The 23719-nt window shown below is 62.4% G+C and carries 25 protein-coding genes and 2 tRNA genes; 16 read left to right on the top strand and 11 right to left on the bottom strand.

The window, feature by feature from the left end:
• Positions 1-3 precede the first annotated feature (3 nt).
• Positions 4-1254, bottom strand: a complete 1251-nt coding sequence (locus ACFE8X_RS02845) for a tyrosine-type recombinase/integrase (RefSeq protein ID WP_375449939.1) — start codon at positions 1252-1254, stop codon at positions 4-6.
• A gap of 187 nt (positions 1255-1441) precedes the next feature.
• Positions 1442-1516 (bottom strand) — tRNA-Thr (locus ACFE8X_RS02840).
• A gap of 126 nt (positions 1517-1642) precedes the next feature.
• Here ACFE8X_RS02840 and ACFE8X_RS02835 point away from each other — a divergent pair.
• The 8 genes from ACFE8X_RS02835 to ACFE8X_RS02800 all read left to right on the top strand — a co-directional run bounded on the left by ACFE8X_RS02835 (position 1643) and on the right by ACFE8X_RS02800 (position 7968).
• Positions 1643-1807 (top strand): hypothetical protein, encoded by a 165-nt coding sequence (locus ACFE8X_RS02835; protein WP_375449938.1) that lies wholly within the window; start codon positions 1643-1645, stop codon positions 1805-1807.
• 156 nt (positions 1808-1963) lie between these two features.
• On the top strand, positions 1964-3256 hold the full coding sequence (gene murA / locus ACFE8X_RS02830) for a UDP-N-acetylglucosamine 1-carboxyvinyltransferase (protein ID WP_375449937.1): 1293 nt from the start codon (positions 1964-1966) through the stop codon (positions 3254-3256).
• A 921-nt stretch (positions 3257-4177) separates the two neighbouring features.
• A complete protein-coding gene (locus ACFE8X_RS02825; protein WP_375449936.1) occupies positions 4178-4615 on the top strand; it encodes a DUF2948 family protein in 438 nt (145 codons plus the stop codon).
• Positions 4616-4624: 9 nt separating this feature from the next.
• Positions 4625-5917, top strand: coding sequence for a histidinol dehydrogenase (hisD, locus tag ACFE8X_RS02820; protein ID WP_375449935.1), 1293 nt, complete (start codon positions 4625-4627; stop codon positions 5915-5917).
• The gene (locus ACFE8X_RS02815; protein ID WP_375449934.1) at positions 5914-6885 is read left to right on the top strand and encodes a UPF0262 family protein; all 972 of its coding nucleotides are present in this window, start codon (positions 5914-5916) and stop codon (positions 6883-6885) included. Before hisD ends, ACFE8X_RS02815 begins: the two co-directional genes overlap by 4 nt.
• Before the next feature lie 52 nt (positions 6886-6937).
• A complete protein-coding gene (locus ACFE8X_RS02810; protein WP_375449933.1) occupies positions 6938-7576 on the top strand; it encodes a Maf-like protein in 639 nt (212 codons plus the stop codon).
• Positions 7576-7788, top strand: coding sequence for a DNA gyrase inhibitor YacG (yacG, locus tag ACFE8X_RS02805; RefSeq protein ID WP_375449932.1), 213 nt, complete (start codon positions 7576-7578; stop codon positions 7786-7788). Before ACFE8X_RS02810 ends, yacG begins: the two co-directional genes overlap by 1 nt.
• Before the next feature lie 104 nt (positions 7789-7892).
• Positions 7893-7968 (top strand) — tRNA-Phe (locus ACFE8X_RS02800).
• A gap of 449 nt (positions 7969-8417) precedes the next feature.
• On the opposite strand, the gene ACFE8X_RS02795 is transcribed toward ACFE8X_RS02800, so the two are convergent.
• Together ACFE8X_RS02795 and ACFE8X_RS02790 are read right to left on the bottom strand one after the other, a co-directional pair.
• Positions 8418-8885, bottom strand: coding sequence for a RidA family protein (locus ACFE8X_RS02795; protein ID WP_375449931.1), 468 nt, complete (start codon positions 8883-8885; stop codon positions 8418-8420).
• Between the two features lie 5 nt (positions 8886-8890).
• Complete coding sequence (locus tag ACFE8X_RS02790; protein WP_375449930.1) at positions 8891-9505, bottom strand: NIPSNAP family protein; 615 nt, start codon at positions 9503-9505, stop codon at positions 8891-8893.
• 116 nt (positions 9506-9621) lie between these two features.
• Between ACFE8X_RS02790 and ACFE8X_RS02785 the strand changes: the two genes are divergently transcribed.
• Positions 9622-10128: a hypothetical protein gene (locus tag ACFE8X_RS02785; RefSeq protein WP_375449929.1), complete on the top strand. Its 507-nt coding sequence runs from the start codon at positions 9622-9624 to the stop codon at positions 10126-10128.
• An 18-nt stretch (positions 10129-10146) separates the two neighbouring features.
• Positions 10147-10965 (top strand): dihydroorotase family protein, encoded by an 819-nt coding sequence (locus ACFE8X_RS02780; protein ID WP_375449928.1) that lies wholly within the window; start codon positions 10147-10149, stop codon positions 10963-10965.
• 4 nt (positions 10966-10969) lie between these two features.
• Here ACFE8X_RS02780 and ACFE8X_RS02775 read toward each other — a convergent pair whose 3' ends face one another.
• Complete coding sequence (locus ACFE8X_RS02775; protein ID WP_375449927.1) at positions 10970-11656, bottom strand: GntR family transcriptional regulator; 687 nt, start codon at positions 11654-11656, stop codon at positions 10970-10972.
• Positions 11657-11942: 286 nt separating this feature from the next.
• Between ACFE8X_RS02775 and ACFE8X_RS02770 the strand changes: the two genes are divergently transcribed.
• From ACFE8X_RS02770 to ACFE8X_RS02760, 3 genes are all read left to right on the top strand, one after another.
• Positions 11943-12980, top strand: coding sequence for a nitrilase-related carbon-nitrogen hydrolase (locus ACFE8X_RS02770; protein ID WP_375449926.1), 1038 nt, complete (start codon positions 11943-11945; stop codon positions 12978-12980).
• Positions 12981-12989: 9 nt separating this feature from the next.
• Entirely contained in the window at positions 12990-14321 is a 1332-nt protein-coding gene (locus ACFE8X_RS02765; protein ID WP_375449925.1) for a Rieske 2Fe-2S domain-containing protein, read from the top strand.
• Positions 14322-14397: 76 nt separating this feature from the next.
• Positions 14398-15381 (top strand): PDR/VanB family oxidoreductase, encoded by a 984-nt coding sequence (locus ACFE8X_RS02760; protein ID WP_375449924.1) that lies wholly within the window; start codon positions 14398-14400, stop codon positions 15379-15381.
• A 131-nt stretch (positions 15382-15512) separates the two neighbouring features.
• On the opposite strand, the gene ACFE8X_RS02755 is transcribed toward ACFE8X_RS02760, so the two are convergent.
• From ACFE8X_RS02755 to ACFE8X_RS02735, 5 genes are all read right to left on the bottom strand, one after another.
• On the bottom strand, positions 15513-16343 hold the full coding sequence (locus ACFE8X_RS02755) for an ABC transporter permease (RefSeq protein ID WP_375449923.1): 831 nt from the start codon (positions 16341-16343) through the stop codon (positions 15513-15515).
• Positions 16344-16346: 3 nt separating this feature from the next.
• Positions 16347-17156 carry an ABC transporter ATP-binding protein gene (locus ACFE8X_RS02750; protein ID WP_375449922.1) on the bottom strand — a complete coding sequence of 270 codons (810 nt, stop codon included), beginning with the start codon at positions 17154-17156 and terminating at the stop codon, positions 16347-16349.
• An 82-nt stretch (positions 17157-17238) separates the two neighbouring features.
• A complete protein-coding gene (locus ACFE8X_RS02745) occupies positions 17239-18027 on the bottom strand; it encodes an SDR family oxidoreductase (RefSeq protein WP_375449921.1) in 789 nt (262 codons plus the stop codon).
• A 67-nt stretch (positions 18028-18094) separates the two neighbouring features.
• Positions 18095-19099 carry an ABC transporter substrate-binding protein gene (locus tag ACFE8X_RS02740; protein ID WP_375449920.1) on the bottom strand — a complete coding sequence of 335 codons (1005 nt, stop codon included), beginning with the start codon at positions 19097-19099 and terminating at the stop codon, positions 18095-18097.
• 312 nt (positions 19100-19411) lie between these two features.
• Positions 19412-20431: a nitrilase-related carbon-nitrogen hydrolase gene (locus ACFE8X_RS02735; protein WP_375449919.1), complete on the bottom strand. Its 1020-nt coding sequence runs from the start codon at positions 20429-20431 to the stop codon at positions 19412-19414.
• Positions 20432-20600: 169 nt separating this feature from the next.
• Here ACFE8X_RS02735 and ACFE8X_RS02730 point away from each other — a divergent pair, with 169 nt between their 5' ends.
• From ACFE8X_RS02730 to ACFE8X_RS02720, 3 genes are read left to right on the top strand one after another with little or no spacing between them, the layout of a single operon-like run.
• Entirely contained in the window at positions 20601-21299 is a 699-nt protein-coding gene (locus tag ACFE8X_RS02730; RefSeq protein ID WP_375449918.1) for a GntR family transcriptional regulator, read from the top strand.
• A gap of 36 nt (positions 21300-21335) precedes the next feature.
• Positions 21336-21917, top strand: a complete 582-nt coding sequence (locus ACFE8X_RS02725) for an MFS transporter (protein ID WP_375449917.1) — start codon at positions 21336-21338, stop codon at positions 21915-21917.
• Positions 21865-22764: an MFS transporter gene (locus ACFE8X_RS02720; RefSeq protein ID WP_375449916.1), complete on the top strand. Its 900-nt coding sequence runs from the start codon at positions 21865-21867 to the stop codon at positions 22762-22764. Before ACFE8X_RS02725 ends, ACFE8X_RS02720 begins: the two co-directional genes overlap by 53 nt.
• Positions 22765-22777: 13 nt before the next feature.
• On the opposite strand, the gene ACFE8X_RS02715 is transcribed toward ACFE8X_RS02720, so the two are convergent.
• Positions 22778-23704: a dihydrodipicolinate synthase family protein gene (locus tag ACFE8X_RS02715; RefSeq protein ID WP_375449915.1), complete on the bottom strand. Its 927-nt coding sequence runs from the start codon at positions 23702-23704 to the stop codon at positions 22778-22780.
• Positions 23705-23719: the final 15 nt, after the last annotated feature.

Here is a 23719-nt window from a genome sequence, read left to right as displayed (position 1 = left end):
CGGCTACTCATAACTACCCTCAAGCTGCCTTGCCATTTCATCGGGCACCACGTCCGAGTAATACATCTCGATCATGCGCACTGAGGTCCGCATATTGATGGCTAGCGTGTAGATGTCAGTGCCCTTGCGGATTTGGTTCGACGCGTAAGTATGACGAAAGCTGTAAGCGGTGCGCTTGCGGCCAAAAGCGTCCTCTTTCAACCCTGCGGCGCTCAGCAGCGCGTGTAAGCTGTTCTTTGTGCTCTGCATGCGCTGCCCGTCCAAATTGCAGAACACGGGCGTCTCTGGCGTCGGCTCCTTGCCGTGCAAACGCTCGTAAGCATCCCAAAGATTGATGAAGCTGCCGAAGGCCTCAACGTTAGGCACCAGTTGCTTCGGCGCAAACCCTTTGCCATAGGCCTCAATGCGGATGCGGCGCTGCTCAATGGACTTCACGCGTTCGTCGGCAAAACCCACAATGTTTGCCCAGTTCAGGTTGTGCAGTTCGGTGGGTCGCATGCCCGTGTGCACGGCGATGTCGATAAAGCACAATAGCACCAATCGCTCGTATTGGATTTTCGGGAGGTGAGCCATTTCCTGCACGCGCTGCTCAGCCAGAAGCAGGAGCCTATTGATCTCTGCGTTTGAGAACGACGGGCGCTTGTTCTTCGTCTCCTTGCCCATCTCTAACTGGGGAATGGCATCACGCGAGATATGGCCATGACGGGCCGCGAATTTGAACACCGCGCGCAGCGTGACGACCTCCCTACGCATGGTGTTCGCTGTGGGTTCAACATGGATTGCTGGACGCGAAAACGTTCGGCCAGCACGCTCATAGGTGACGACCTTCTCGTGCTTGCCTGGCCCAGTCGTCCAATAGGTTCGGCGCCAATCCAGATACTGGTAAAGCTTGGGTTCAGTCAGCGAGACAATCGTTCTGTTGCCGAAGAACGGAGAGAGATAGCGCTGGATCACGCCCTTGTGGGATTTGTAGGTATCGCGCTGCTTTGGAGTGGTTTTTTCGTTGGGTTCAATCGACGCGAGGAATGCCTTCGCCAGCTTATCGAAGGACATTTTGCCGGGCAGAATGTTGTGCTCCGCCTGCCAAACGGCCTTCTGATATTCGCCAGCGGCTTTGGCTTCAGCAACGGCTTTGTCGGGTGTTTTGAGACCTATCCGAATCTGCCCCTGACCGGGCAAGGAAAAGCGCATCCAATAGTTGGCGCTGCCCTGGCGCAAATACAGCTCATAGGGCGTCTTTGAATCGCTGCTCAAATCGTCACCACCCAGAAATTACTGTGGTGTGCTGCTGCGCTAGCTTTGTGCTAACCGGGCAAATCCCGCTTCGCTAAGTCATTGAAATCATTGACGCCAAAACAGCTGTGCTAGCACTGCGCTAGCATATGGCGGCTTCGTCGGTGAACCAACTAATTTCGTAAAGTCTTGATTTTGTTGGGGTTTCTGGTGCTGCCGGACAGGATTGAACTGTCGGCCTCCCCCTTACCAAGGGGGTGCTCTACCACTGAGCTACGGCAGCATGCGGGCGCGTTGGGGCGGGGCTTGGTCCCGCGCGGCGACGGGGGCTCTACTGCCATAGCCCCAATCTCGACGCAAGGCCAAAAAGCGCGTAGAGCCTGCCGTCTGCCAATCGGAATCGTCCGCCATGTCCAAATCCGACGAGGCCAAGCTGCGCGAGCAAAGATTAGCCGCAAAGCTTCGCGAAAACCTCAAGCGCCGCAAGGGTCAGGCCCGGGCCCGCGCGGATGCCGACCGGCAGGCGCCAGTTCAGGATTTGCCCGAGCAAGCCGATAAAGGCAACACATCGTAAACCATTTTCGGGCGAACTGCTGCCCTAGGCCCGCCCGGCGTTTGCCCGCTTGGCAGCATGAGAGACCTGCACCGGCCTGTCCGGTGCCACCGCCACGGGCCGCCGGCCCTCGTTCATGACCCGAGCCGCAATGGCTCTGACCCGGGATAACTGCTTATGGATCGCATTCGTTTGGTTGGCGGCAATGAATTGCGGGGCGAAATCCCCATTTCCGGCGCCAAGAACGCGGCCCTGCCCCTGATGATCGCGTCCCTGCTCACCGATGAGCCGCTGGTGCTGCAAAACGTGCCGCGCCTGGCCGATGTCAAGCAGCTCGAACGCATCCTGGAAAACCACGGCGTCGATATCGCCGTGCATGGCCGCCGTCGCGGCGAGGACGATGGCGCCGGCCAGCGCATGACCTTCCACGCCGCCGATATCGTCGACACCACGGCCCCCTACGAGCTGGTTTCGGTGATGCGCGCCAGCTTCTGGGTTATCGGCCCGCTGCTGGCACGTGCGCACGAGGCCCGCGTATCGCTGCCCGGCGGCTGCGCCATCGGCACCCGCCCGGTCGATTTGTTTCTGTTCGGGCTGCGGGAATTGGGAGCCCAGATCGAGATCGACGAGGGCTATGTCGTCGCCAAGGCGCCCAAGGGCGGGCTGGTCGGCGCCCATATCGTCTTGCCCAAGGTCTCGGTCGGCGCCACCCATACGCTGCTGATGGCCGCCACGCTCGCCCACGGCGTCACGGTCATCAAAAACGCCGCTATGGAACCTGAAATCACCAATGTCGCGGAATGTCTCGTCGCCATGGGCGCGAGGATTTCCGGCATCGGCACCCGCATGTTGACCATCGAGGGCGTGTCGAGGCTGCATGGCGCGACCGTCGACGTCATCCCCGATCGCATCGAAACCGGAACCTTCGCCATGGCCACGGCCATGACCGGCGGCGACGTGCTGCTGCGCGGCGCCAGGCGCGAACATCTGCGGGCCGCCCTCGATATTCTGGGACGCACCGGGGTCGAGCTGAGCCAGGAAGATGCGGGCCTGCGCGTGCGCCGCAATGGCAACGGCATTCAGCCGGTCGATGTGGAAACCGAGCCGTTTCCCGGCTTTCCCACCGATCTGCAGGCCCAGTTCATGGCGCTGATGACCATGTCCTCGGGCGTGTCCAACATTCGCGAAACCATTTTCGAAAACCGCTACATGCACGTCGCCGAACTGGCCCGCTTCGGCGCCGATATCCGCGTCGAGGGCCAGATGGCCACCATTACCGGCAAGTCCGAGCTCAAGGGCGCGCAGGTCATGGCCACCGACCTGCGCGCCTCGGTCTCGCTGGTCATTGCCGGCCTCGCCGCGCGCGGCGAAACCGTAGTCAACCGCATCTACCATCTCGATCGCGGCTTTGAACGCCTCGAAGACAAACTCAGCCGCTGCGGCGCCGAAATCGAACGCGTCGCCGGCTGACGCTACCCCCATCCAACCTCCCCCTGGCAGGGGGAGGAGCCTGCCGGTGGGTTGGACTGGATCGAGACCCTGACCAAATGATTGCACGGATAGCGCCGCAGGAGTGGCGCCGTCTCCTCCCCCTTCCAGGGGAGGTCGGGTGGGGGTCTTTGTTTAGCCCCGATCCCTCGCCTCTTGCCCGCCTTGGGCACACCACCACCCCACCCACGGTGTCATACCGGCGTAGGCCGGTACCCATCCCGAGATCTCGCCCAACCGCAAGGTGGCAGCAACAACGCAACATCGTGGCTCCCCCAACCCCTCCCAACCTCCCCCATCAAGGGGGAGGTGTCTGCCGGTGGCTGTGAAGTGATTGAGCGCTAATTGCAAGTTGAACTCAATCTCACCCCGCAAACGGAGAGACACCTCCCCCATGATGGGGGAGGTTGGGAGGGGGTGACGGCTGGTCCCGATCTATCCCCTCTATCCCCCTTACCCCCACCCCGATGCCCTGCGCTATCCTTCCCCTCACATCTCCCACACCAGGCGGGGCCGCGACGAACGGTCCGTGGGGAGCAGATGGGGAGCATGGGGTCGCCCAGGCTTGCGCGTGGCTCGCTGACAACCAGCCGGATGACGGCTCGATCTGCATCGGACACACTGTCCCAGGCAGTCGGGCCGGAGCATCCAACCCGAAAGGGCGGCTGCTCGATGCGCACGTGTAAAATCCCGTCGCATGCGGCGAGACGCTGTCTCGCATACTAAACCAAACCCATGAGGCACGTCTCGCCGCATGCCGTTTGACTGTCATCCAACCGCCCGGCACAACCGCGCGGCGCGAACCCATGCCCGGCGCAACCCGCATTGCTCCCGCGCGCACAAACTTGTAGATCGATCCGGGCGTGACCAGATAAGCTCGTCTTCACGCAAAGGGCCACTCCCATGACCGATCTCAAGCTGCTGGCGCTCGATACCGAAGATCTCGAAGTCATCTCCGCCCACGTCCAGGATGCCGTCGTGCGCGTACCCGACATGGGCTATGCCCGCGGCGATCGGCGCTTCGCGCTGCTGATGAACCGCTTTGATTGGGAAAGCGGGGCCGAGCATCGCCGCGCCAAGGGCACCCGCAAGCGCGCGGCCCTGCATTTCGATGCCGTGCAGTCGGTAGTGACGGCTGGCTTTGATCCACAATCGCTCGAAGGCGTGCTCGAACTGCTCGCCATCGTGTTCCAGCCCATTGATGGTCCCGCCGGCATCATCGAGCTCAGCTTTGCCGGTGGCGGCACCGTGCGGCTGGGCGTTGAATGCCTCGAAGCGCGGCTGGCCGATCTGGGCGCCACCTGGGGCGCGTCGGCCAAACCCACCCACGCCATCGACTAAGGGATAGTCATGCCCATCCGCCTTGCTATGCAGGCCGCCGATTTCGAGCCGCAGTTTCAATCCTTGCTGGACGGCAAGCTGGAGGCCTCTGCCGCCGTCGGCACGGCTGTGGCCGCCATCATTGCCGATGTTCGCCAGCGCGGCGATGATGCCGTGGTCGAGTTGACCAACAGGTTTGATCGGGCAGGGGTCACCACCCAGACGCTGCGCTTTACCGCCGACGAAATCGACGCCGGCGCCGCCCGCGTCACCCCCGAAGTGACCGCTGCCCTGCAATTCGCCCATGACCGCATCCGTGCCCATCACCAACGGCAAAAGCCGGCCGATGACCTTTACACCGACCCTTTCGGTGTGACCCTGGGCACCCGCTGGACCCCGATCGATGCCGTGGGCATGTACGTGCCGGGGGGCCTCGCGTCCTATCCCTCATCGGTGCTGATGAATGCCGTCCCTGCCAAGGTGGCCGGCGTCGAGCGCATCGCCATGGTCGTGCCCACCCGCAATGGCCAGTTGAGCGCCTCGGTTCTCGCCGCCGCCAAGATCGCCGGCGTCACCGAAATCTATCGCACCGGCGGCGCTCATGCCGTAGCGGCCCTGGCCTATGGCACCACCACCATCGCCCCCGTCGACAAGATCGTCGGGCCCGGCAATGCCTATGTCGCCAGCGCCAAGCGGCAGGTCTTTGGCCAGGTCGGCATCGATATGATCGCCGGGCCCTCCGAAGTGCTGGTCATCGCCGATAGCTCGGCCAATCCGGCATGGGTCGCCGCCGATCTCATCGCCCAGGCGGAGCACGGCGGTGGCGCCCGCTCGCTGCTCGTCACCACCGAACCGGCTCTGGCCGATGCCGTCGCTGCCGAAGTCGAGCGCCAGCTTGCGCTGCTACCGGCCCCGGCAATCGCCCGCGACGCCTGGGATACGCTCTGCGCCATCATCACCGTCGCTTCGCTTGACGAGGCCGTCGCCCTCGCCAACCGCATCGCCTCCGAGCATATCGAACTGGCGATCGATGATCCGCAAAGCCTGGTCGCCCGCATTCGCCACGCCGGCGCGATTTTTCTCGGCCATCACACGCCCGAGGCCATCGGCGACTATGTGGGTGGCTCCAATCACATCCTGCCCACCGCCCGCTCGGCCCGTTTCGCCTCCGGCCTGGGCGTGGTCGATTTCATGAAGCGCACCAGCATTCTGGGCTGCGATCCGGGCGCGCTCGCCGCATTGGCCGATGCCGCCGTGGCCTTGGCCGAAGTCGAGGCGCTCGACGGCCACGGCCGCTCCGTTTCCATCCGGCTCAACCGTTGAGCATTGCGATGGGGACCGATATCCGGGCCGCCAATACCGATCGCCTGGTCACCGTCACGCTTGACCCCAATACCATCACCTCGATCGATCCCGACGTGGTGCATGAATGGCGCATCGCCATCTACGATCTGCTCGAGGACAACCGGTTCCGCCCCGCCCGCGTCACCGCCACCGGCCCGTTCGCGCTCCACGTCTCCATCGTCGGTAACTCCATCGTGCTCGACGTGCGCCACCCCGAAACCTTCCAGCCGATCGCCGCCCACTACCTGTCGCTCACCCCGTTTCGTCGTCTGATCCGCGACTATTTCCGCATTCGCGACGCCTATTATGAAGCCATCCGCTCCGCCCAGCCATTCCAGATCGAAACCGTCGACATGGCCCGGCGCGGCCTGCACAATGACGCCGCCGAACTGCTGCGCACCCGGCTCGTCAACAAATTGGAGATCGATCTCAACACTGCCCGCCGCCTGTTCACCCTGGTCTGCGCGGTGCAGCCCTATGCCAGCCGCATCGATGAAAGCAAAAGCCAACTGCCCACGGTGCTGTTCGTCTGCTCGATGAATTCGGTGCGCTCGCCTATCGCCGCGGCACTGGCGCGCCAGCAATTTCCCGGCCGCCTGATCGCCCGTTCCGTCGGCGTCAATGGCGGCAAGGCCGATAGCTTCGTGCATGAAGTCATGGAGGAAACCGGCATCGACATGTCGGTCCACACCCCCCATACCATGGATGAACTGGCCGCCTCCCACTTCGATCTGGTCGTGACCCTGTCCCCCGATGCCCCGGGCGCCCTGGCCCGCAAGGGCCTCGAAACCGGCGCGGTCGAGCATTGGCAGGTTCCCGATCCGTCGCTGGTCGAGGGGCCGCGCGACATCGTCCTGGGCGCCTATCGCGACCTGCGCGACACCTTGCGCCAGCGCGTGCGCACCCGGCTGGACGCCCTGGTCTCGGGTGGTTCACAAACCCCATGAATTGGTCTAGCCAAGGCGCTCCAGCTTTCGCGCCGCACCCAAGGCATCATTGATGGCCAGCCGTCCCGACCTCATCCTCGCCTCGGCCTCGCCGCGCCGCTTGGCGCTGCTCAACCAGATCGGCATCGAGCCCGAACACCTGGTGCCCGCCCATGTCGATGAAACTCCCGAAAAGGCCGAACTGCCGCGCAAGCTGGCCCAGCGCCTGGCCGATCTCAAGGCGATGACCGCCCAGCACAAGGCGCGCTCGGCCGGCTATGGCGCCACCGCCCTGGTCTTGGCCGCCGATACCGTGGTGGCTGTCGGCCGCCGCATCCTGCCCAAGGCGGAAACCATGGAAGAGGCCTCCGCCTGCCTGCGCCTCCTGTCGGGGCGCTCCCACCGTGTCTTCACCGCCATGACGCTATTGACCCCGTCCGGCGCCAAGCGCCAGCGCCTGGTCGAAACCCGCATCCGCTTCAAGCGCCTTGCCACCCGCGAAATGGAAGCCTATCTGGCCAGCGCCGAATGGCGCGACAAGGCCGGTGGCTATGCCATCCAGGGCATTGCCGGTGCCTTCGTGGTCAAGCTGTCCGGCTCCTATTCGGCCGTCGTCGGCCTCCCCCTGACCGAAACCGCGGCCCTGCTTGTAGGCGAGGGCTATCCCGTGCATTTCAACTGGCTCAATCAATCCGCACTGTCGGGCGTTTGATGGCCGCGCCCGTCATCATCAAGCCCTGTCCGATCTGCGGCAAGCCGGCGCAGGACAAGTTCCGCCCCTTCTGCTCGGCCCGCTGTGCCGATGTCGACCTCAATCGCTGGCTGACCGGCAGCTATGTTATCCCCGGGGACATCAACCAGGACGATAGTGCGGATGACCCGTCCGCCATCCCGTCCCATGACCCCGAAGATGACAATATCTGACCCCCGCAAAGTCCTGTTCCACAACCCGCTTTCACCCTTGCACCGGCAAAACCGATCTCCTATAAGGCGCAAGCATTTCGCAAGGCTGGTCTTTTCCACCCTGCGCCCGGGTAGCTCAGTTGGTAGAGCAGCGGATTGAAAATCCGCGTGTCACTGGTTCGATTCCGGTCCCGGGCACCACAAATTTTATAATAAAATCAGAACGTTAATTCGTTATTGGTGAATCGGCGATTGCCGCGTTTACCCAGCCAAGTAGCGCATGGGTAGCAACCGACTGCTGCTTTGCTGTTCGATGCCTCAGACCAGCCACTTGGGGCGAGAGGCTTGGATGCGCTGCAAGACTGAGGCACTCCTGCGCGATTCACCACTAGATAAAGCGGTCGCGCCGGTCTGGTGTTTTTTGCACCGCGAAATTGAGTTCCAAGCTGATCCCAATTGATCTTCGCCTCTTGCCGACAAGCTCTCGGTAAGGGCAGTGCATCAATAGGGGACCTTCGATGGACAAACTCGAATTGCTCGGCTTTCGGCTCAGACATTACTTTGAAGTAGATCGATACGACGTTTGTGCCCTTGCAAGTCTCACCGAGCGATAGCCCTTATATGCAAAGCCGGCTTCCGGAGCATAACGATCAAACGTCGCGCAATTCAATAACCGCTTCGATTTCGACCGGAATATTGTTAGGCAGCGAGCCTGCACCCATCGACGTGCGGGCATGCGGCCCGAGATCCGGGAACACCTCCGCGAACAGGATGGAACAGCCGTCAATGACAAAGGGGTGGCGGGTGAAGTCGGGCGTGGCATTGACCAGGCCAAGCACCTTGACCACGCGCTTGACCCGGTCAAGATCGCCCAGCTCGGCCAGCATCACGGCGAGCAGGTTGAGCCCGACCATGCGGGCATAGCCTTGAGCCTCTTCAGCCGAAAAATCCGCGCCGACCTTGCCCACGGTCGGTGCACTGCCCTCTGCCACGGGGGCGAGGCCCGACAGAAACAGCAGGTTGCCCGTGCGAACGGCCGGAATGAACAGGCCGATTGGCTGGGGGGCCGGGGGCAGGACGATGCCGAGAGCGGCCAGGCGGGCACCGGTTTTCGACATATCTGTTACTTCACGCCCGAGAAGGATGTGGCGACGAACAGTTCGGACTGGAGACTCGTCAGGTAGCCCGAACCGCCGGGGGGTGGCCAGATGCCTTCCTTGCTCGCTTGGCTGCGGGCCTTCACGCGGTCTTCAAGGCTGTTGTAGGGCCAGATATGCACCATCTTGGTCGGCGCGCCCTCGATCGAGACCATATTGGTCAACAGCGGCGAGATGGCGTTGCGACGACCGATGATCTTGCCCCAAGCCTCTTCGGTTTCCGGCAGGCCGCCTGGCGCGATCGTATAGGTGCGGAACTCGTAGAACGGGCCATAAGTGCCCGGCACGATCGGCTTGGCAAAGGACAGCGGCGAAAACGCCGTGCTGCTGATGCCGCCAATATACTTGCCGATGCCATAGGCGTCCTCGGTCTGCATCAGACGCGCCCGCTCCTTCGCCAGGGCTTCGGCACTGTCATAGGATGTGAGGAATGCGAAACGGTTCAGCACGCCGAACTCGCAGGTGAAGGCGCCCAGCGTCGTGCCGGTCTTGGAAAAGTTCTTGTAGGTCTCCGGCAGCAGCGGCATCACCGCACCCAAAGTATTGGGCAGCAGCGCCAGGAACGTTAGGTCATAAAGCATTTCTGGTCCTGATTTCTCGTGGCTTTCCAAACTCGCATCGTTTTGGTACACCAAAAGAATGCCACGTGCACGCCAAAAAGGCCGCGTACAAGTTCGAACGAAATTTGGGGCCAACAATGTATGATGTGGTGCTGATTGGGCGGGTCGTAACGCCAACCTCCATTGTGGAAAACGGCTGGATTGCCATCACCGCCGGTCGCATCGAGGCCGTTGGCACCGGTTCTTCGCCCCAGGCATACGAGACCAAGAATTACGGTGAAGCCCTGTTGCTGCCGGGGGCGGTGGACGGGCAGACTCATGCCGGCAGCCAAATCGGTTTTGCCGGCATGACCATGACCAGCCATGCCGCTGTGATGGGCGGCGTCACGACCATCGTCGACATGCCCTATGATCACCCGGTCCCCGTCACGACGGGTGCCGTATTGGCCGAAAAGGTTGCCGCCATCAACACGCTGTCGGTCTGCGACGTGGCGCTCTATGGCACCGTGCCGACCACGCCCGACCTGGCGCATGTGCAGGAGCTGATCGAGGGCGGCGTCTGCGCCTTCAAGATCTCGTCCTTCGAAGCGCATCCCGATCGGTTCCCGCGCATCGGCAATGCCGCCACCCTGCTGTTGCTGTAAGCGCTGGAAGGCACCGGCTTGCCGTTGGGCCTGCACAATGAAGACCAGGAACTGGTGGCCAGCACCACCAAGCGCTTCATCGCCGAGGGTCGCACGACGCCGCTCGACCACAGCGCCAGTCGCCCGCCGGTCGCCGAACTGACCGCCACCGCCAACTTTCTGCAACTGGCCGCTGCCACCTCGGCGCATGCCCATATCGTGCATATTTCCATCGTCGACGGTTTTGGCATAGTCGCCGCCTATCGTGCGCGCGGCGTACATGCCACGGCCGAAATGTGCGTGCATTACCTGCTGTTCGACGCCGATGCAGACATGGCAAGGCTAGGTGGTATGCTCAAGGTCAATCCACCGATCCGTTCCGGCGAAATGGAAAAACTGTGGGAGGTGTTGGAGCGTGGTGACGCCACCTTCATCTCTTCTGATCACAGCGCCTGGCCGCTCGAGCGCAAGCAGACGGCCTCCATTTTCGACGTCGCCGCCGGCATGCCCGGGCTGGAAGCCATGGTCCCGGCCTTCTTCACAGCTGCTGCCAAGCGCTATGGCGTTGAAGGCGCCGCGCGCATCAGCGCAGATTACCTGAGCGACAGGCCAGCGCGGTTTTTTAGCCTCTCGACCAAGGGTCGGCTAGAAGCCGGCTATGACGCCGATGTCGTTGTGCTGGCGCCCCAGGCCATGACCTATGATGCCAAGCGCAACCCGCGCGGGCCGGGCTGGAGCGCCTATGACGGCCAGAGCTTCAGCGTGACGCCTGCCGCGACCTTCGTGCGCGGCCAGCAGGCCTGGGACGGTAAGTCAGTGGCGACCGTATCCGGTCACTATGTGCCGCGGACGGCTTGAACGCCTAGCGCAGCGAACCGGACAGACGGTCGATGATCGCCACCTTGACGCTTTCGATATGATCGGCCATGGCCGCGCGGGCCTTTTCCTGATCGCCGCTGGCGATAACGTCTAGCAGTTCGGTATTCTCCTCGACGCCGAATTTTGGCGTCACCGGATTGCGATAGGCGTTGAACACATGGGTGCGTCGGCGCAGGTCGCGGATGATGTTGGCAAGCAGGGCATTGCCGGCGGCGTCGGCCACTGCGCCATGCAGTAGGTCGTCGACCTCCCAGATGTCGCTCAGGCTCGGTTTGGCATGCTTGCCGAGCTCCAGTAGCGCTTCGCGGATCGAATCCAGCTTGTCCTGAGGAATGCGACCGGCGGCGAGCCGCGCCGCCTCCGATTCCAGCAATTGGCGCACATTGAGCAGTTCGACAAAAGCTTCTGTGGAGAAGGGGCTGACGGTAACGCCGCGGCTGGGTTGTTTATAGACCAGGCCCTCGGCCTCGAGCCGGCCCAGGGCTTCGCGCACCGGGGTACGGGAGGCATTGAGTTGTTCGGCCATGCGGCGTTCGACAATGACGTCGCCCGGCTGCAATTCGCCGCGGATCAGGATTTCGATGAGTTGATCATAAACCTGTTCTGTCAGGTTAGGCCTGTCTGCCTGCAGCAGCCTAGTGTTCAGCATCGGCTCGATGATTTCGGACATAACGTTCCCTCGTCGTCCTGCACTCATATCGTGCCGAAGCGCGCGGTGGAAGCGCTCAAGTCGACTTTGGTATGCCAGCCCACCACTCGTTTTCAATCTGCGGGCTGCTGTAAATTCGGGCAGGCCAGAGAGTTGTCGCAAATCGTGTCAACAGCCCACGCGATTGGGCTTGGCAACTCGGTTCCAACACGCTAAATCGATGGTATACCATTGGCGTGCAGTTAGTGCGCCTACCCAGTGGAGAGCTTTTATGCCCATTAGACCATGGCGTGCAACCAGCATTCAAATGCGCAGCGAACGAGCCTCCCAGGCCGAAAGCGACGTGGCTGCGGCCGTACTGATTCAACGCAATGTGGCGACGTTGGCACGGCTGATCGAGGAGGCCTGCGCCTCCAAGCAGAAGCCGGATCTCGTGGTGTTTCCCGAATTTGCTATGCAGGGTCCGCCACTGCACATGGATGTGGCGTCCTGGATTGCCCGCGCCTGCTCAAGCATTCCCGGCCCGCTTACCGCGCTGCTCCAGGAACTGGCCAAGCGACAAGGCATCTACATTGCCGGCAATATGTTCGAGGCGCCCTCCGAATGGCCAGGCCGCTATTTCAACAGCTCGTTCCTAATCGACCGCAACGGCGAGATTATCCTCAACTACCGCCGCGTCAACACCGCTGCCTTCCCATCGGTGCATGATTTCATGTCCGACTATCTGGCCCAGACCCACCAGGCCGACGTCTTTCCGGTGGTCGATACCGAACTGGGCAAGCTGGCGCTGATCCCCTGCGGCGAAATCAGCGTGCCCGAAGTCGCGCGGGTGATGATGATGCAGGGTGCCGAAGTCATCCTGCACCCAACTAATTCCAAGTTCACCGCCGCGCAGGAAGCCGCCAAGCTGGCCCGCGTCGCCGAAAACATGATCTATCTGGTCAGCGCCAATGTCGCTGGCCCGATCGGTTTTTCGCCGGACAATTCCATCGCCGGCGGCCGCTCGCACATCATTGACCATCACGGCAATACGCTGGCCTATCAGGACGATGATGGCGAAAGCGTCGGGGTCACCGCGATGATCGACGTCGAGGCGCTGCGCCGCGACCGTCGCACCGATACGGGTCTGTCCAATCCGCTGTTGCGGGCGCGTTACGAAATGTACGTGCCCTATTACACTGAAGCCAAATTCTACCCACCCGACGCCTTTCTCGACGCGCCCATGGTCAGTACCAGTCAGACCAGGGCCGCGATTGCCACCGCCCGAGCCAATATGGAACGCGCCAAAATCCTCACCCCTTTGCCGCCCGGCGCTTCCGAGCCCGTGGCCCCGACTGCCCACTAGGAGAGCAAGATGATCACTGCCGAAGAAAACCAACAGCTCAGCCGCGTTGGCAAGGGCACTTTGATGGGCAACTTCTTCCGCCAGTTCTGGCTGCCGGTGTGCCTGTCCTCCGAGGTCAAGGCCGACGACGACCCCGTCCGCCTGATGATCCTGGGCGAGAAGCTGGTCGCCTTCCGCGACACCGAAGGCCGCGTCGGCGTCTTCGACCACCGTTGCCCGCATCGGTGCGCGTCGCTGTTCTTCGGTCGAAACGAGCTGGGCGGCATCCGCTGCGCCTATCACGGCTGGAAGTTTGACGTTACCGGCAAGTGCCTCGACCAACCAAACCTGGAAGACAAGTCCAAGTACCCTGCCGGTACCCCGGCCATTGCCTATCGCGTCCAGGAATCGGGCGGCATCGTCTTCGCCTATATGGGCGAGCAGCAGGCAAACCCGCCACAATTGCCGAGCCTGGAAGCCATCCACGGCGAGCCCGACGACCGCAACATCGCCCTGACCCATCGCGACTGCAACTACATGCAGGCGCTGGAAGGCGATATCGATACCTCCCATCTCGGCTTCCTGCATGTGGGCGGCGTCGATGGCGAAAAGCTCGACATGTCCGATCCAGAAGTGTTCACGGTCACCGAAAAGGCGCCCAAGATCAACGTGTCGGTCATGCCCTTCGGCACCATGTATTCGGCGCAGCGCAATGCCTATGAAGGCACCGAGCATCACCGGTTCGCCTCCTACATCTTCCCGTTCTGGGTCACCTACCCGTCGGGCGATATCGAAGGCAATGTCACAGCCAATGCCTGGGTGCCGATCGACGACGACTCGACCATGATCTTCAATATCGACCTGCGCCGCGCCACCGGCGGCGGCAAGAAGGGCCTCAAGTACAAGGACGGCACGCCCGTCGGCGGGTTGGCCCGTGCGCTTGAATACCTGCCTAACACCACCGACTGGAAAGGTCGCTGGCGACCGGTCAAGGATCGCTCGAACGACTACGGCATCGACCGTGAATGGCAGCGCAATGGCGACTCCTACACCGGCGTCGTCGGCGTACCGCTGCAGGACCAGATGATCCAGGAATCCATGGGCCGCATCGTGGACCGCGAAATGGAGCACCTGGCTGCCTCCGATCGCATGGTCATCCTGACCCGTCGCGTCATGCTCGATGCAGCCAAGGAATATGCCGAAACCGGCAAGCTGCCCGACGTCGCCTACAATGGCGACCTGGCCAAGAATGCCCGCGGCGGCGACATCGTCGTTCCCTATGGCACCGACTGGCTCGAGGGCTACGAAGAAAAGATGGCCGAGATCAAGGGGCGCAAGGTCAAGCTCGACGCGGCAGAATGAGCTAACTCTCAACCTGGGATCCGGCGCTTGTGCGCCGGATCCGTTTCCGAAATCGAACAGACGGGGGCGGGGGGCGATGTCATCTTTACAGCACCATACTCCGGCAGACTCGCCGACCCTCAGCCTGAAGGTCGCCGCCATCAGCATGGCCGCACAAACCATTCGCGCCGTTGAGCTTGTTTCCGCTGATGGATCACCGCTGCCGGGCTTCACTGCCGGCGCGCATATCAACCTGAAATTGCCGGGCGACCTGTCGCGCTCCTATTCGCTGACCAATGGCCCGGAAACCACCGATCGCTATACTATTGCAGTCAATCGCGACGCGGCCGGCCGCGGCGGCTCGGTCTATATCGCTGACATCCTCAAGGTCGGCGACGTGCTTGCCGCCGACGCACCGCACAACACCTTCCCGCTGGTAGATGATGCCGAGCTGAGCGCGCTGTTCGCCGGTGGCATCGGCATCACCCCCATGCTTGCCATGATCCGGCGCCTCGAGTCGCTTGGCAGGCCGTGGAAGCTATTTTACGCTGCCCGGAACCGCCCCAGCGCCGCCTTTCTGGCCGAGCTCGAAGCGCTCGAAGCTGCGTCACCCGGCCGGGTCCATTTCCATTTTGACGATGAGATGGGCAAGGTCATGCCGCTGCTCAAGCTAGCCATGACCATTCCCAGGGCTGCCCATGTCTATTGCTGCGGACCCCGCCGCATGATCGAGACCTTCAAGGCCTCGGCCGGCTGGCGGCCCGATGACAACGTGCATGTCGAGCACTTTGCCGGCACCAATGCCAAGCCCACCCAATCCTTCACCGTCGAACTCAAGCGCCAGGGCCGGGAATTCTTCATTCCCGCCGGCCAAAGCATCATGCAGGTGCTGATGGCCAACGGGGTCCACGTCGCCCATTCCTGCGGCGAAGGCGTCTGCGGCACGTGCGAGACAGTGGTGCTGGAAGGCAAATGCGACCACAAGGACAATGTTTTGTCGACGCGCGAGAAGGACAGCAACAAGCTGATCATGCTGTGCTGCTCCGGCGCCAAGTCCGACCGCCTGGTGCTCGATATCTGATCTGCTAGTGTCCTGGCAGCCTGCTGGCCTGGACCTCTGCACCAGGCCTTTTTGTGGCCACGACCCAAGCAAAAGCGGCGCTCCCGAAGAAACGCCGCTCGACGCCTGGTCGATAGAAAATGCCTCAGGCCCTAACCCTCGCCGGCGACAGTGCTGCGGGATTTCCAAGGAATAAATACGCGCTCCAGTTGCTCAAGCGTGACAAAGAAAATGACACCGATCAGCGTGATCAGGATGATGGCGGCAAACTGGCGTGTAATGTCGAAGTTCGCGCCAGCCACCAGGATCAGATAGCCCAGTCCCTTATCGGCGCCGATGAATTCGGCCACGATGGCGCCAATCACCGATAGAACGGTGGCCAGCTTCAGGCCGGCAAAAATCGACGGCAGGGCCTGCGGCAGGCGGAATTTCCAGAAGGTCTGCCAGCCCGAGGCGCCCATCGAGCGCGCCAGATACAGCATTTCGCGCGACGAGGACTTCAGGCCCATTACCGAGTTGATGACGATGGGGAAGAAGCTGAGCAGCACGACGATGACGATCTTGGGCGTCATGCCATAGCCGAACCAGGTCAGCAGCAGCGGCGCGATGGCCACCTTGGGCACGGTCTGGCTGGCGACGATCAACGGGTAGACCGCCTTTTCCATGGCGCGGGAATAAACGATCATCACCGCCAGCGGCACGCCGACGGCGACGGCGCAGAGGAAGCCGATAAGGACTTCGCTCAGGGTGACAAAGGCATTGGGCAGCAGCCGGTGCCAGTAGCTGGCAAATTCGGCGCCAATGGCCGACGGAGCCGGCAGGATATAGGCCGGCACCTGGGCGAGCTGGACGCAGAGCTCCCATACGCCGACTAGGACGATCAGGGTCCACAGCGCCGGCGGCACGGCGCTCACAACGCGCCAGGCCATGTTGGGTTTGCGGATGACGGGGCTATCGGTGTCGTCAGCGATCACGGTTGTCATGGCTCAGTACTCCTCACGGAAGACGCCAAGGCCCTTGAATATGGCCGTCAGTTCGCGTGTGTATTGGAGGAATTTGGGGTCTTCGCGCATGGCCAGCCGGCGCGGGCGGGGCAGGTCGATGTCGATGATGCGTTCGATGCGGCCGGGGCGCGGCGACATCACCACCACGCGGTCACTGAGGAAGATGGCCTCGGTGATCGAATGGGTGATGAAGAACACCGTCATGTCGCTCTCGGTGCAGAGCCGCAGCAGGTCGATCTGCAGCTGGTCGCGCGTCATCGCGTCGAGCGCGCCGAAGGGCTCATCCATCAGCAGCAGCGGCGGTTTGTGCAGCAAGGCCCGGCAGATCGAGACGCGCTGGCGCATGCCGCCGGAGAGTTCCTTGGGGAAAGAGCCTTCGAAATCTTCCAGCGACACCATCTTGAGCAGGGTGTGGGCGCGCTCGCGCGCCTCGGTCATGTCCGAGCCGCGGATTTCGGCCTGGATCAGGATGTTCTGCAGCGCCGTGCGCCACTCCAGCAGCACGTCCTGCTGGAAGACGATGCCAGCGTCGGCATTGGGACCACCGATATGCTTCTTGTCGACGTCGATGCGGCCCTTCGTGACTGGCAGGAGGCCCGAGAGCAGCATTAGCAGCGTGCTCTTGCCGCAACCGCTTGGCCCTAGGATCGAGATGAATTCGCCCTTTTCGATGCTCAGGTTGATATCGGTGAGGGCATTGACCGTGCCATTGCGGCTAGCAAAGCTCTTCGACACACGGGAAATGGCGATGTGGGGCGGAGCCGCGCTCTGCATGGTCTGTGGTGCTGGCATGACATTCATTGTGCTGCTGACGGCTTTTCAGCCCGTCTCCCTTGGTGCCCGGAGGCAGAACGCGTCCGCGCGTGTCGCGCCATCAGACCGAACGGATGGCGCCACCATCGATGCGGACCAAGCCACCGGCCATGTAGCTGGCCTGACTGCTGGCGAGGAAAGTAACGGCGGCGGCGAATTCTTCGGGCGTGCCATAACGGCCGGCCGGGATGATCGCCGTCGGGGCCTTGGCGATCTCATCGGCGCTCTTGCCGCTCGTTAGCGCCTGAGCGGCGTCGATGGAGCGGGTGCGACCCGTCGCGATCCGCCCGGGCAGCACCAGATTGATTGTCACGCCAGCGGCGGCGACTTCACCGGACAGGCTTTTCATGAAGCCGACCAGGGTGGAGCGCAGGGCATTGGACATGGGCAGGTGCGTAATAAGCTGGACAACGCCCGAAGAGGCGATGGTCAGCACGCGCCCCCAGCCGCGCATACGCATGCCGGCGATAAGATTGAGCGTGAGCGCGATGACGGGCGTGACCATGGACGAAAAATAGCTGGCCATCGCCTCGCTGGTGATGGCGCTCGGCTTGCCGGGCGGGAGACCACAGGTATTGTTGACGAGGATATCTACCGGGCCGCCCCGTTCCTGCGCGCGTGCTGAGATGACTGCGGCGGCATCGGCTTCTGCCAGGTCGGCTAGGGCGATGAAGCAGCTGGCCCGCTGAACAGCAGGCAGGGCGGCGCGGACTGCTTCAAGCCGTTCCGGCGAGCGGCCGCTCAAGGTGACGCGCGCGCCCTCGGTGAGCAGAGCCTGGGCGGTGGCAAGGCCGAGCCCTTGGCTGGCGCCGAGCACGAGAGCATGCTTGTCGTGTGTTCCGAGATCCATAAGGCATTCCTGAAGGCGCAGAGAACAGAGAGTGGGCGACGCAGTCGGCTGCGTCGCCCGAAGACGATTATTCGGTCGGGGGCAGGTAGGAGCCGTCATAGATGGAGACAGGCGTCAGGCCGGGCTTCATGGCGCTGTACTTTTCGAGCAGCGAGATGGTGGTCGCGACGTCTTCCTCGGCGACCCAGCCATAGGCCTTGCCCTCAGAATTGGCGGTGTGCTCGTACTTGGGCATCACCGTCATTTCCGACTTGATGCCTTCTTCGCTCGAATCCGGGCGGGCTTCCATGAAGATCGCCAAGGCTTCGTCGGGATGGGCAACAGTTTCTTCCTTGCCCTTCTGCAGTGCAGCAAGGAACCCCTTTACTGCGTCGCCATGCTCGGCTAGCCAGTCCTTGCGCACGATAACGCTCGAACCCAAAACGTTCACGCCGTAGTCGGCAAACACGATCGGCGGGTTGATCGGCGCCTGCAGGGCAATTTTGTCCCCGTCAGGATTGGCCCAACCACTGACGAAGTCGACGTCGCCCTTGAGCAAAGCGACGCGATCGCCGCCGCCGCCGATCATGATGATCTCGACCTTGTCAAGATCCACGCCAGCCGCTTCGGCAAAGGCGGTCATCATGGAATCTTCAAAGCCGCCCGCGTCAATGCCGAGGCGCTTGCCTTCGATATCTTTGGGCTCCTTGATGCCGGAGGTCTCGAGCGCGATGATCGAGGTCGGATCTTTCTGCAGGAGCCCGGCAACCGCGATAATGGTGTCGGCGCCGGCGGCTTGCTGGGCCTGGGCAAGGGCCCCAAGACCGGCAATCCCGATCTGGAAATCGCCCGAGCCGATGGCCTGGATGGTGCCGGTCGAGCCATTCCCGTCGACGATCTCGACGTCGAGGCCAGCGTCCCTAAAGTAGCCCTTGGAGGCTGCGACGAACATCGGCACGTCAACGCCACCGGCGATCCAGGCGAGGCGGACGCTGATCTTTTGCAGCTCCTGCGCCATGGACGAGAGGCTGGTGGCGCCCAGCATTGCAACGGTCAAGAGCGGCACAAACGCACGCTTGAGATTCAGTTTCATTCGCATCCCCTATAGGTCATTTCCCCATGGCATTCAGACGGTATGCCATAGGAATATCACCTGTCAATCGATGTTGTCGTCACTTTGAGCAGCGCGGGTTGTTGGCTAAATAATAGGCAACGAGCCGCTGCTAAAGGCAAAACTCCGGGCAAATCCCGGCTTTTGCCCATGTGCAGCACCGAGTGACCAATGCAGGATGAAGTCTAGCAAGCCGCGTGCCGCGGGGCCTGCCGCACACAGCACTGTGTCCCGTGCAGCAAAAAGCCCGGGGCATGCGCCCCGGGCTTGGTTCATTTTGGTAATTGCCCGGGCTTAACGCAAGATGCCTGCCTTTTCCGCGTTGGCGATTGCCCGCTCATGCAACGGCGTCAGCTCGGCATAAGTCTCGAAGGCCTTGGCGCCAAGTTGGTTGGCCGGATAGATGTCGGCCTCGGCATAATACTGGCGATACATTTCAAAGCGCGTGCGTAGCAGGGCGTTGCCCATGTTGGTGTCGCGGCGCGCCTTCTGCAGGGCGTCGACATCGATTATGGCGGAGCAGTCGATGCTCTCGAGGTCGCTCTTTTCGAAGGCAATGTGATTGCCGTTGAAGTCGACGATCTGGGAGTGACCACCGCGCTCGGTGTCCGAGAAGCCAATGCTGCCCGAGATGTTGGTGCTGATCAGGTAGCACATGTTTTCGGCAGCGCGGCAGATCTTGGCGGCATCGGCGCGAGCATTGGCCGGCTCGTTGGACGGGTGCAGCAGGATTTCGGCGCCACGCAGCATGAAGACGCGTGACAGCTCGGGGGAGGCGACTTCGCCGCAGGGGAAGATGGCCATGCGCCCGAGTTCGGTATCGGCCACCGGGAAGATGCCATCTTCGCCATACACTTCGCGATATTCTTCCAGAATGTCGTGCGGCGAGGTCCAGCTCGCCGTGTTGATACGGCGATAGCGCAGGATCACTTCGCCCTTGGGGTCTAGCAGGAAGGACGAGTTGAAATAACGGTCCGGCCACTTCGGGTCTACTTCGAAGTGGTTGCCGGCAATGTAAATGTTGAACTTGCGGGCGACGTCAGCCAGCGTTTCGGTGATGGGCCCAGGAATGGCGGCGCAGGCGCGCTCGATCCATTCGCTCACGGGGGTGGCGCGCGGCGGACCCTGGAAAGCGAATTCGGGCAGCACGACCAGTTTAGGCGGGTTCAGGCCGTTGCAGGCTTCCTGGATCTTGGCAATGGCTACAGCCATATTGGTGTCGATGATAGCCCAGGTCTCAGCCTTGGTCGCGGCATTGCTGGCCACCTTGCTGTCGATCTGGATGCATGTGGCGCGCCAAGGTGTGATGGCCATTCCGGTCTCCGAATGATTGCTCGAGATTAAGTGCCATTGGAATACCGATGGCACACGAAACTGGCAAGTCTGTCCTGACTAACAATAATAGCAGCTTTATCATGATTTTGCGCAACGCGTTGACATAGGTATACCGTCGGGCTACCAGTGATGGACGTGAGGAACTCCAATGGCTGTGATCGAATCGACCGAGACTGCGCTGCTTTATCGCGCTGCTCCCGGCGGCGCCGATATCAGCCGCAGCGATTTCGCCTATACCCAGATTCTGGACCTGCTGCTGTCCGGACGACTGGTCTCCGGCGCCGTGCTGCAGGAGCGGCGATTGGCTGAAATGTTGTCCATCTCCCGAACCCCGGTGCGTGAGGCCCTCGGTCGGCTGGAATCGGAATCCCTGGTGACGCGTCGTCATGGCCGCATGCTGGTGGTCACCGATGTCAGCGTCGAAAGCTACATCAACCTGCTCGACATGCGTTGCGTGCTCGAAATGGAATGCGCCGCCCGCGCCACCGGCCGGTTTGATCCCCAGCAGGGCCAGGCCATCGCGGATGACATTGCTGAACTCACCAAAGTGGTGGAGATCACCCCGGCGCACCATTGGGCCGTCGACGACCTAGTGCATGGCGCCATCGCCGAGGCGGCCGGCAACCCGCTGATCGCCAACGCCATTCGAGACCTGCGCCGCCGCACTCACATCTTCAACACCTCGCGCATCCCACATCGACTGCTGGTCGGCGCCTCCGAACATCTCGACCTCCTGCATGCGGTGATGGGCAATAACCCCGAGCGTTCGCGCCGGTTAATGGGGCGGCACCTCAACAATGTGCGTGACGCCATCATCGATTTCATCTTGGGCCGTCGCCGGTCTTGAATTTCCGGGTCCTGAGCGGGCCATTATGAGGCCCTTATGACCACCACGCCGGTTCTGGACGCCCCTGCCAGCTTGCGTCAGGAGCGTCTGATCATCGGGGCGGTGATGGCCGCGCTGTTCATGGCGGCTCTTGAGCAGACCATTGTTGGCCCGGCCATGGGCGATATTACTGCCGATCTCGGCGGCGGCGCGCTGCTGGCGTGGGTGCCCACAGTATATCTCCTGGCCGCCACCGCCTCCTCACCCATCCTGGGCGCCATTGCCGATCTGCGCGGCCGGCAGCTAGCACTGTTTGTCTGCATCGGCGCCTTCCTCGCTGGCTCGGTCGTTGGCGCGCTGTCCACGAGTCTGCCAATGCTGATCGCTGGCCGTGTCATCCAGGGCATTGGCGCCGGTGGCCTGACCTTGCTGCCCTTCGTGGTGATCGCCGACCGCGTGCCCATGGCGCGCCGCGCCGCCTACAGCGCCTATATTTCCACCATCTATGCTGCGGCTAGCATCTTTGGTCCGGTTGCCGGCGGGTTCCTCCGACTATATGCATTGGAGCGCAATTTTCTGGATCAACGTGCCGATCAGCCTCGTTGTGCTTTTCTCCATCGCCATGCTGTTCAAGTATGAGGCCGGCATTAGGACGCGCGCCATCGACTTCATCGGTGCGGGTCTGCTTGTGAGCGGCACCACCACTAGCGTCATGGCGCTCAATAGTTTCACCGGTGCCTCCGTCACACCCTTGCACCCGGTCCTGTGGCTGAGCGACGCGATCCTGTTATGGGCCGGGTTCGGCTGGCGCATGGTGACGGCAAAGTCGCCGCTGGTGCCGCTGCAGATCCTGACCGAAAAGACAATCCTGCTCTGCGCTGTGGGCTTGCTCTGCTGCCAGGGCAGCAATATCGGCATGGCGGTCTATCTGCCGCTCTATTACCAGCACCAGTTCGCCTTTTCGGCCAGCGAGGCCGGCTTTGCCATTCTCGGCCTCCTCGGCGGCATCATGTTGGGCGCCTACCTGCCGCCGCGGCTGCTGCTGCTCAATCCGCATTACAAGCCTATGGTGCTCGGCGCGGCGTCCGTGGCCTTGGCCGGCGCGCTGCTGCTTACCGCCGTGCTGGCGCTGATGCCGGTGCTGGTGGGCGTTGAAATCGCCACCATCGCCCTGGGACTGGGTATTGGCTGCGCTTATCCGGTCTTTACCCTGGCGACGCAGAATGCCGCCGGCAGCGCGCGCATGGGCGCGGCTATCGGCGTGCTGGGTTTCATGCGAGCCATGGGTGGGACGATCGGTGTGGCGACGGTGGGCGCGGTGGCCGTGGCTTCAGGGCTGACGGAGACGGTGGGTAGCTCGACTGCGCCGGCCGGGGTGCCGATGTGGACCATTTCGCTGGTCGCTGCGGGCCTGCTCGCTGTCTGCGTCATTGCCCTGTCGGCGCTACCGCCCAGGGCGCTCGAGGGCTTTGCCCCAAAGCGTTAGTTTAGGGCGTCTGCTAGCTCAGTTCGTGCAGGCGCTTGGTCTGGCGGGCCAACAGGCGCTCGACTTCGGCGACAGCAGCCGGTGGCAGCGGCGTGCCGGGATTCCGCTGCGCGGCACTGGCGATGACGCCGCGTTTGGCCAGCACATATTTGCGCACGCCCAAGCCCACGCCCGGCTGCTGCTCGTAGCGCACCAGCGGTAGATAGGCGTCAAAAATGTCTTGCGCGCGATCCTGATCGCCGGCATCGCACAGGCGGCAGACTTCCACCATCATTTCGGGGTACCCGAAGCCGGTCATTGCGCCATCGGCGCCGCGGAACATTTCCTCGGGCAGGAAGATGCCACCATTGCCGCACAGGATCGAAATCCGGCGGCGTCCATCGGCTTCTGCCTTGCGCAGGTCGCTGATTTTGCTCAGGCCCGGCCAATCCTCATGCTTGAGCATAACGATGGAGGGATGCGCCTCGATGATTTGGCCCAGCGCGCCGATGCTCAGCCGCACATCGGTGGCGAGTGGGAAATCCTGCAGCACTACGGGCACTTCGGTGCCGATGGTCTGGATGACTTGCGAATAGTAACCCGTGATCTGTTCATTGGTGCGTAGGCCCATGGGCGGCGCGACCATGACGCCGGCGGCGCCCATGCCCATCACGGCCTTGGTCAACTCGCCCAAGGCGGCAAGGCCCGGGCCGGATACGCCCACGATGACCGGCTTGTCGCCTGTGCGGGTCAGGGTCTGCTTGGTAATGGCAAGCGCTTCGCTCTGGGTCAGCTTGGGTGCCTCACCCATCATGCCCAGAATGGTCAGGCCTTCCGCGCCTGTCTCGAGATAAAAATCGGTCACACTGTCGATGCTGGCCATGTCGATGGCGCCCGTATCGGTAAAAGGCGTGACGGCAATGACGAACACGCCCTTGCTGGCAGAAGTGATGTGGGGCATGGCGGATCCGTTTGA

It is taken from the genome of uncultured Devosia sp. (assembly GCF_964244875.1).
Taxonomy (GTDB): domain Bacteria; phylum Pseudomonadota; class Alphaproteobacteria; order Rhizobiales; family Devosiaceae; genus Devosia.
Note: the sequence above shows the minus strand (reverse complement) of the source record. Positions and strands in the feature narration are given on the sequence as shown.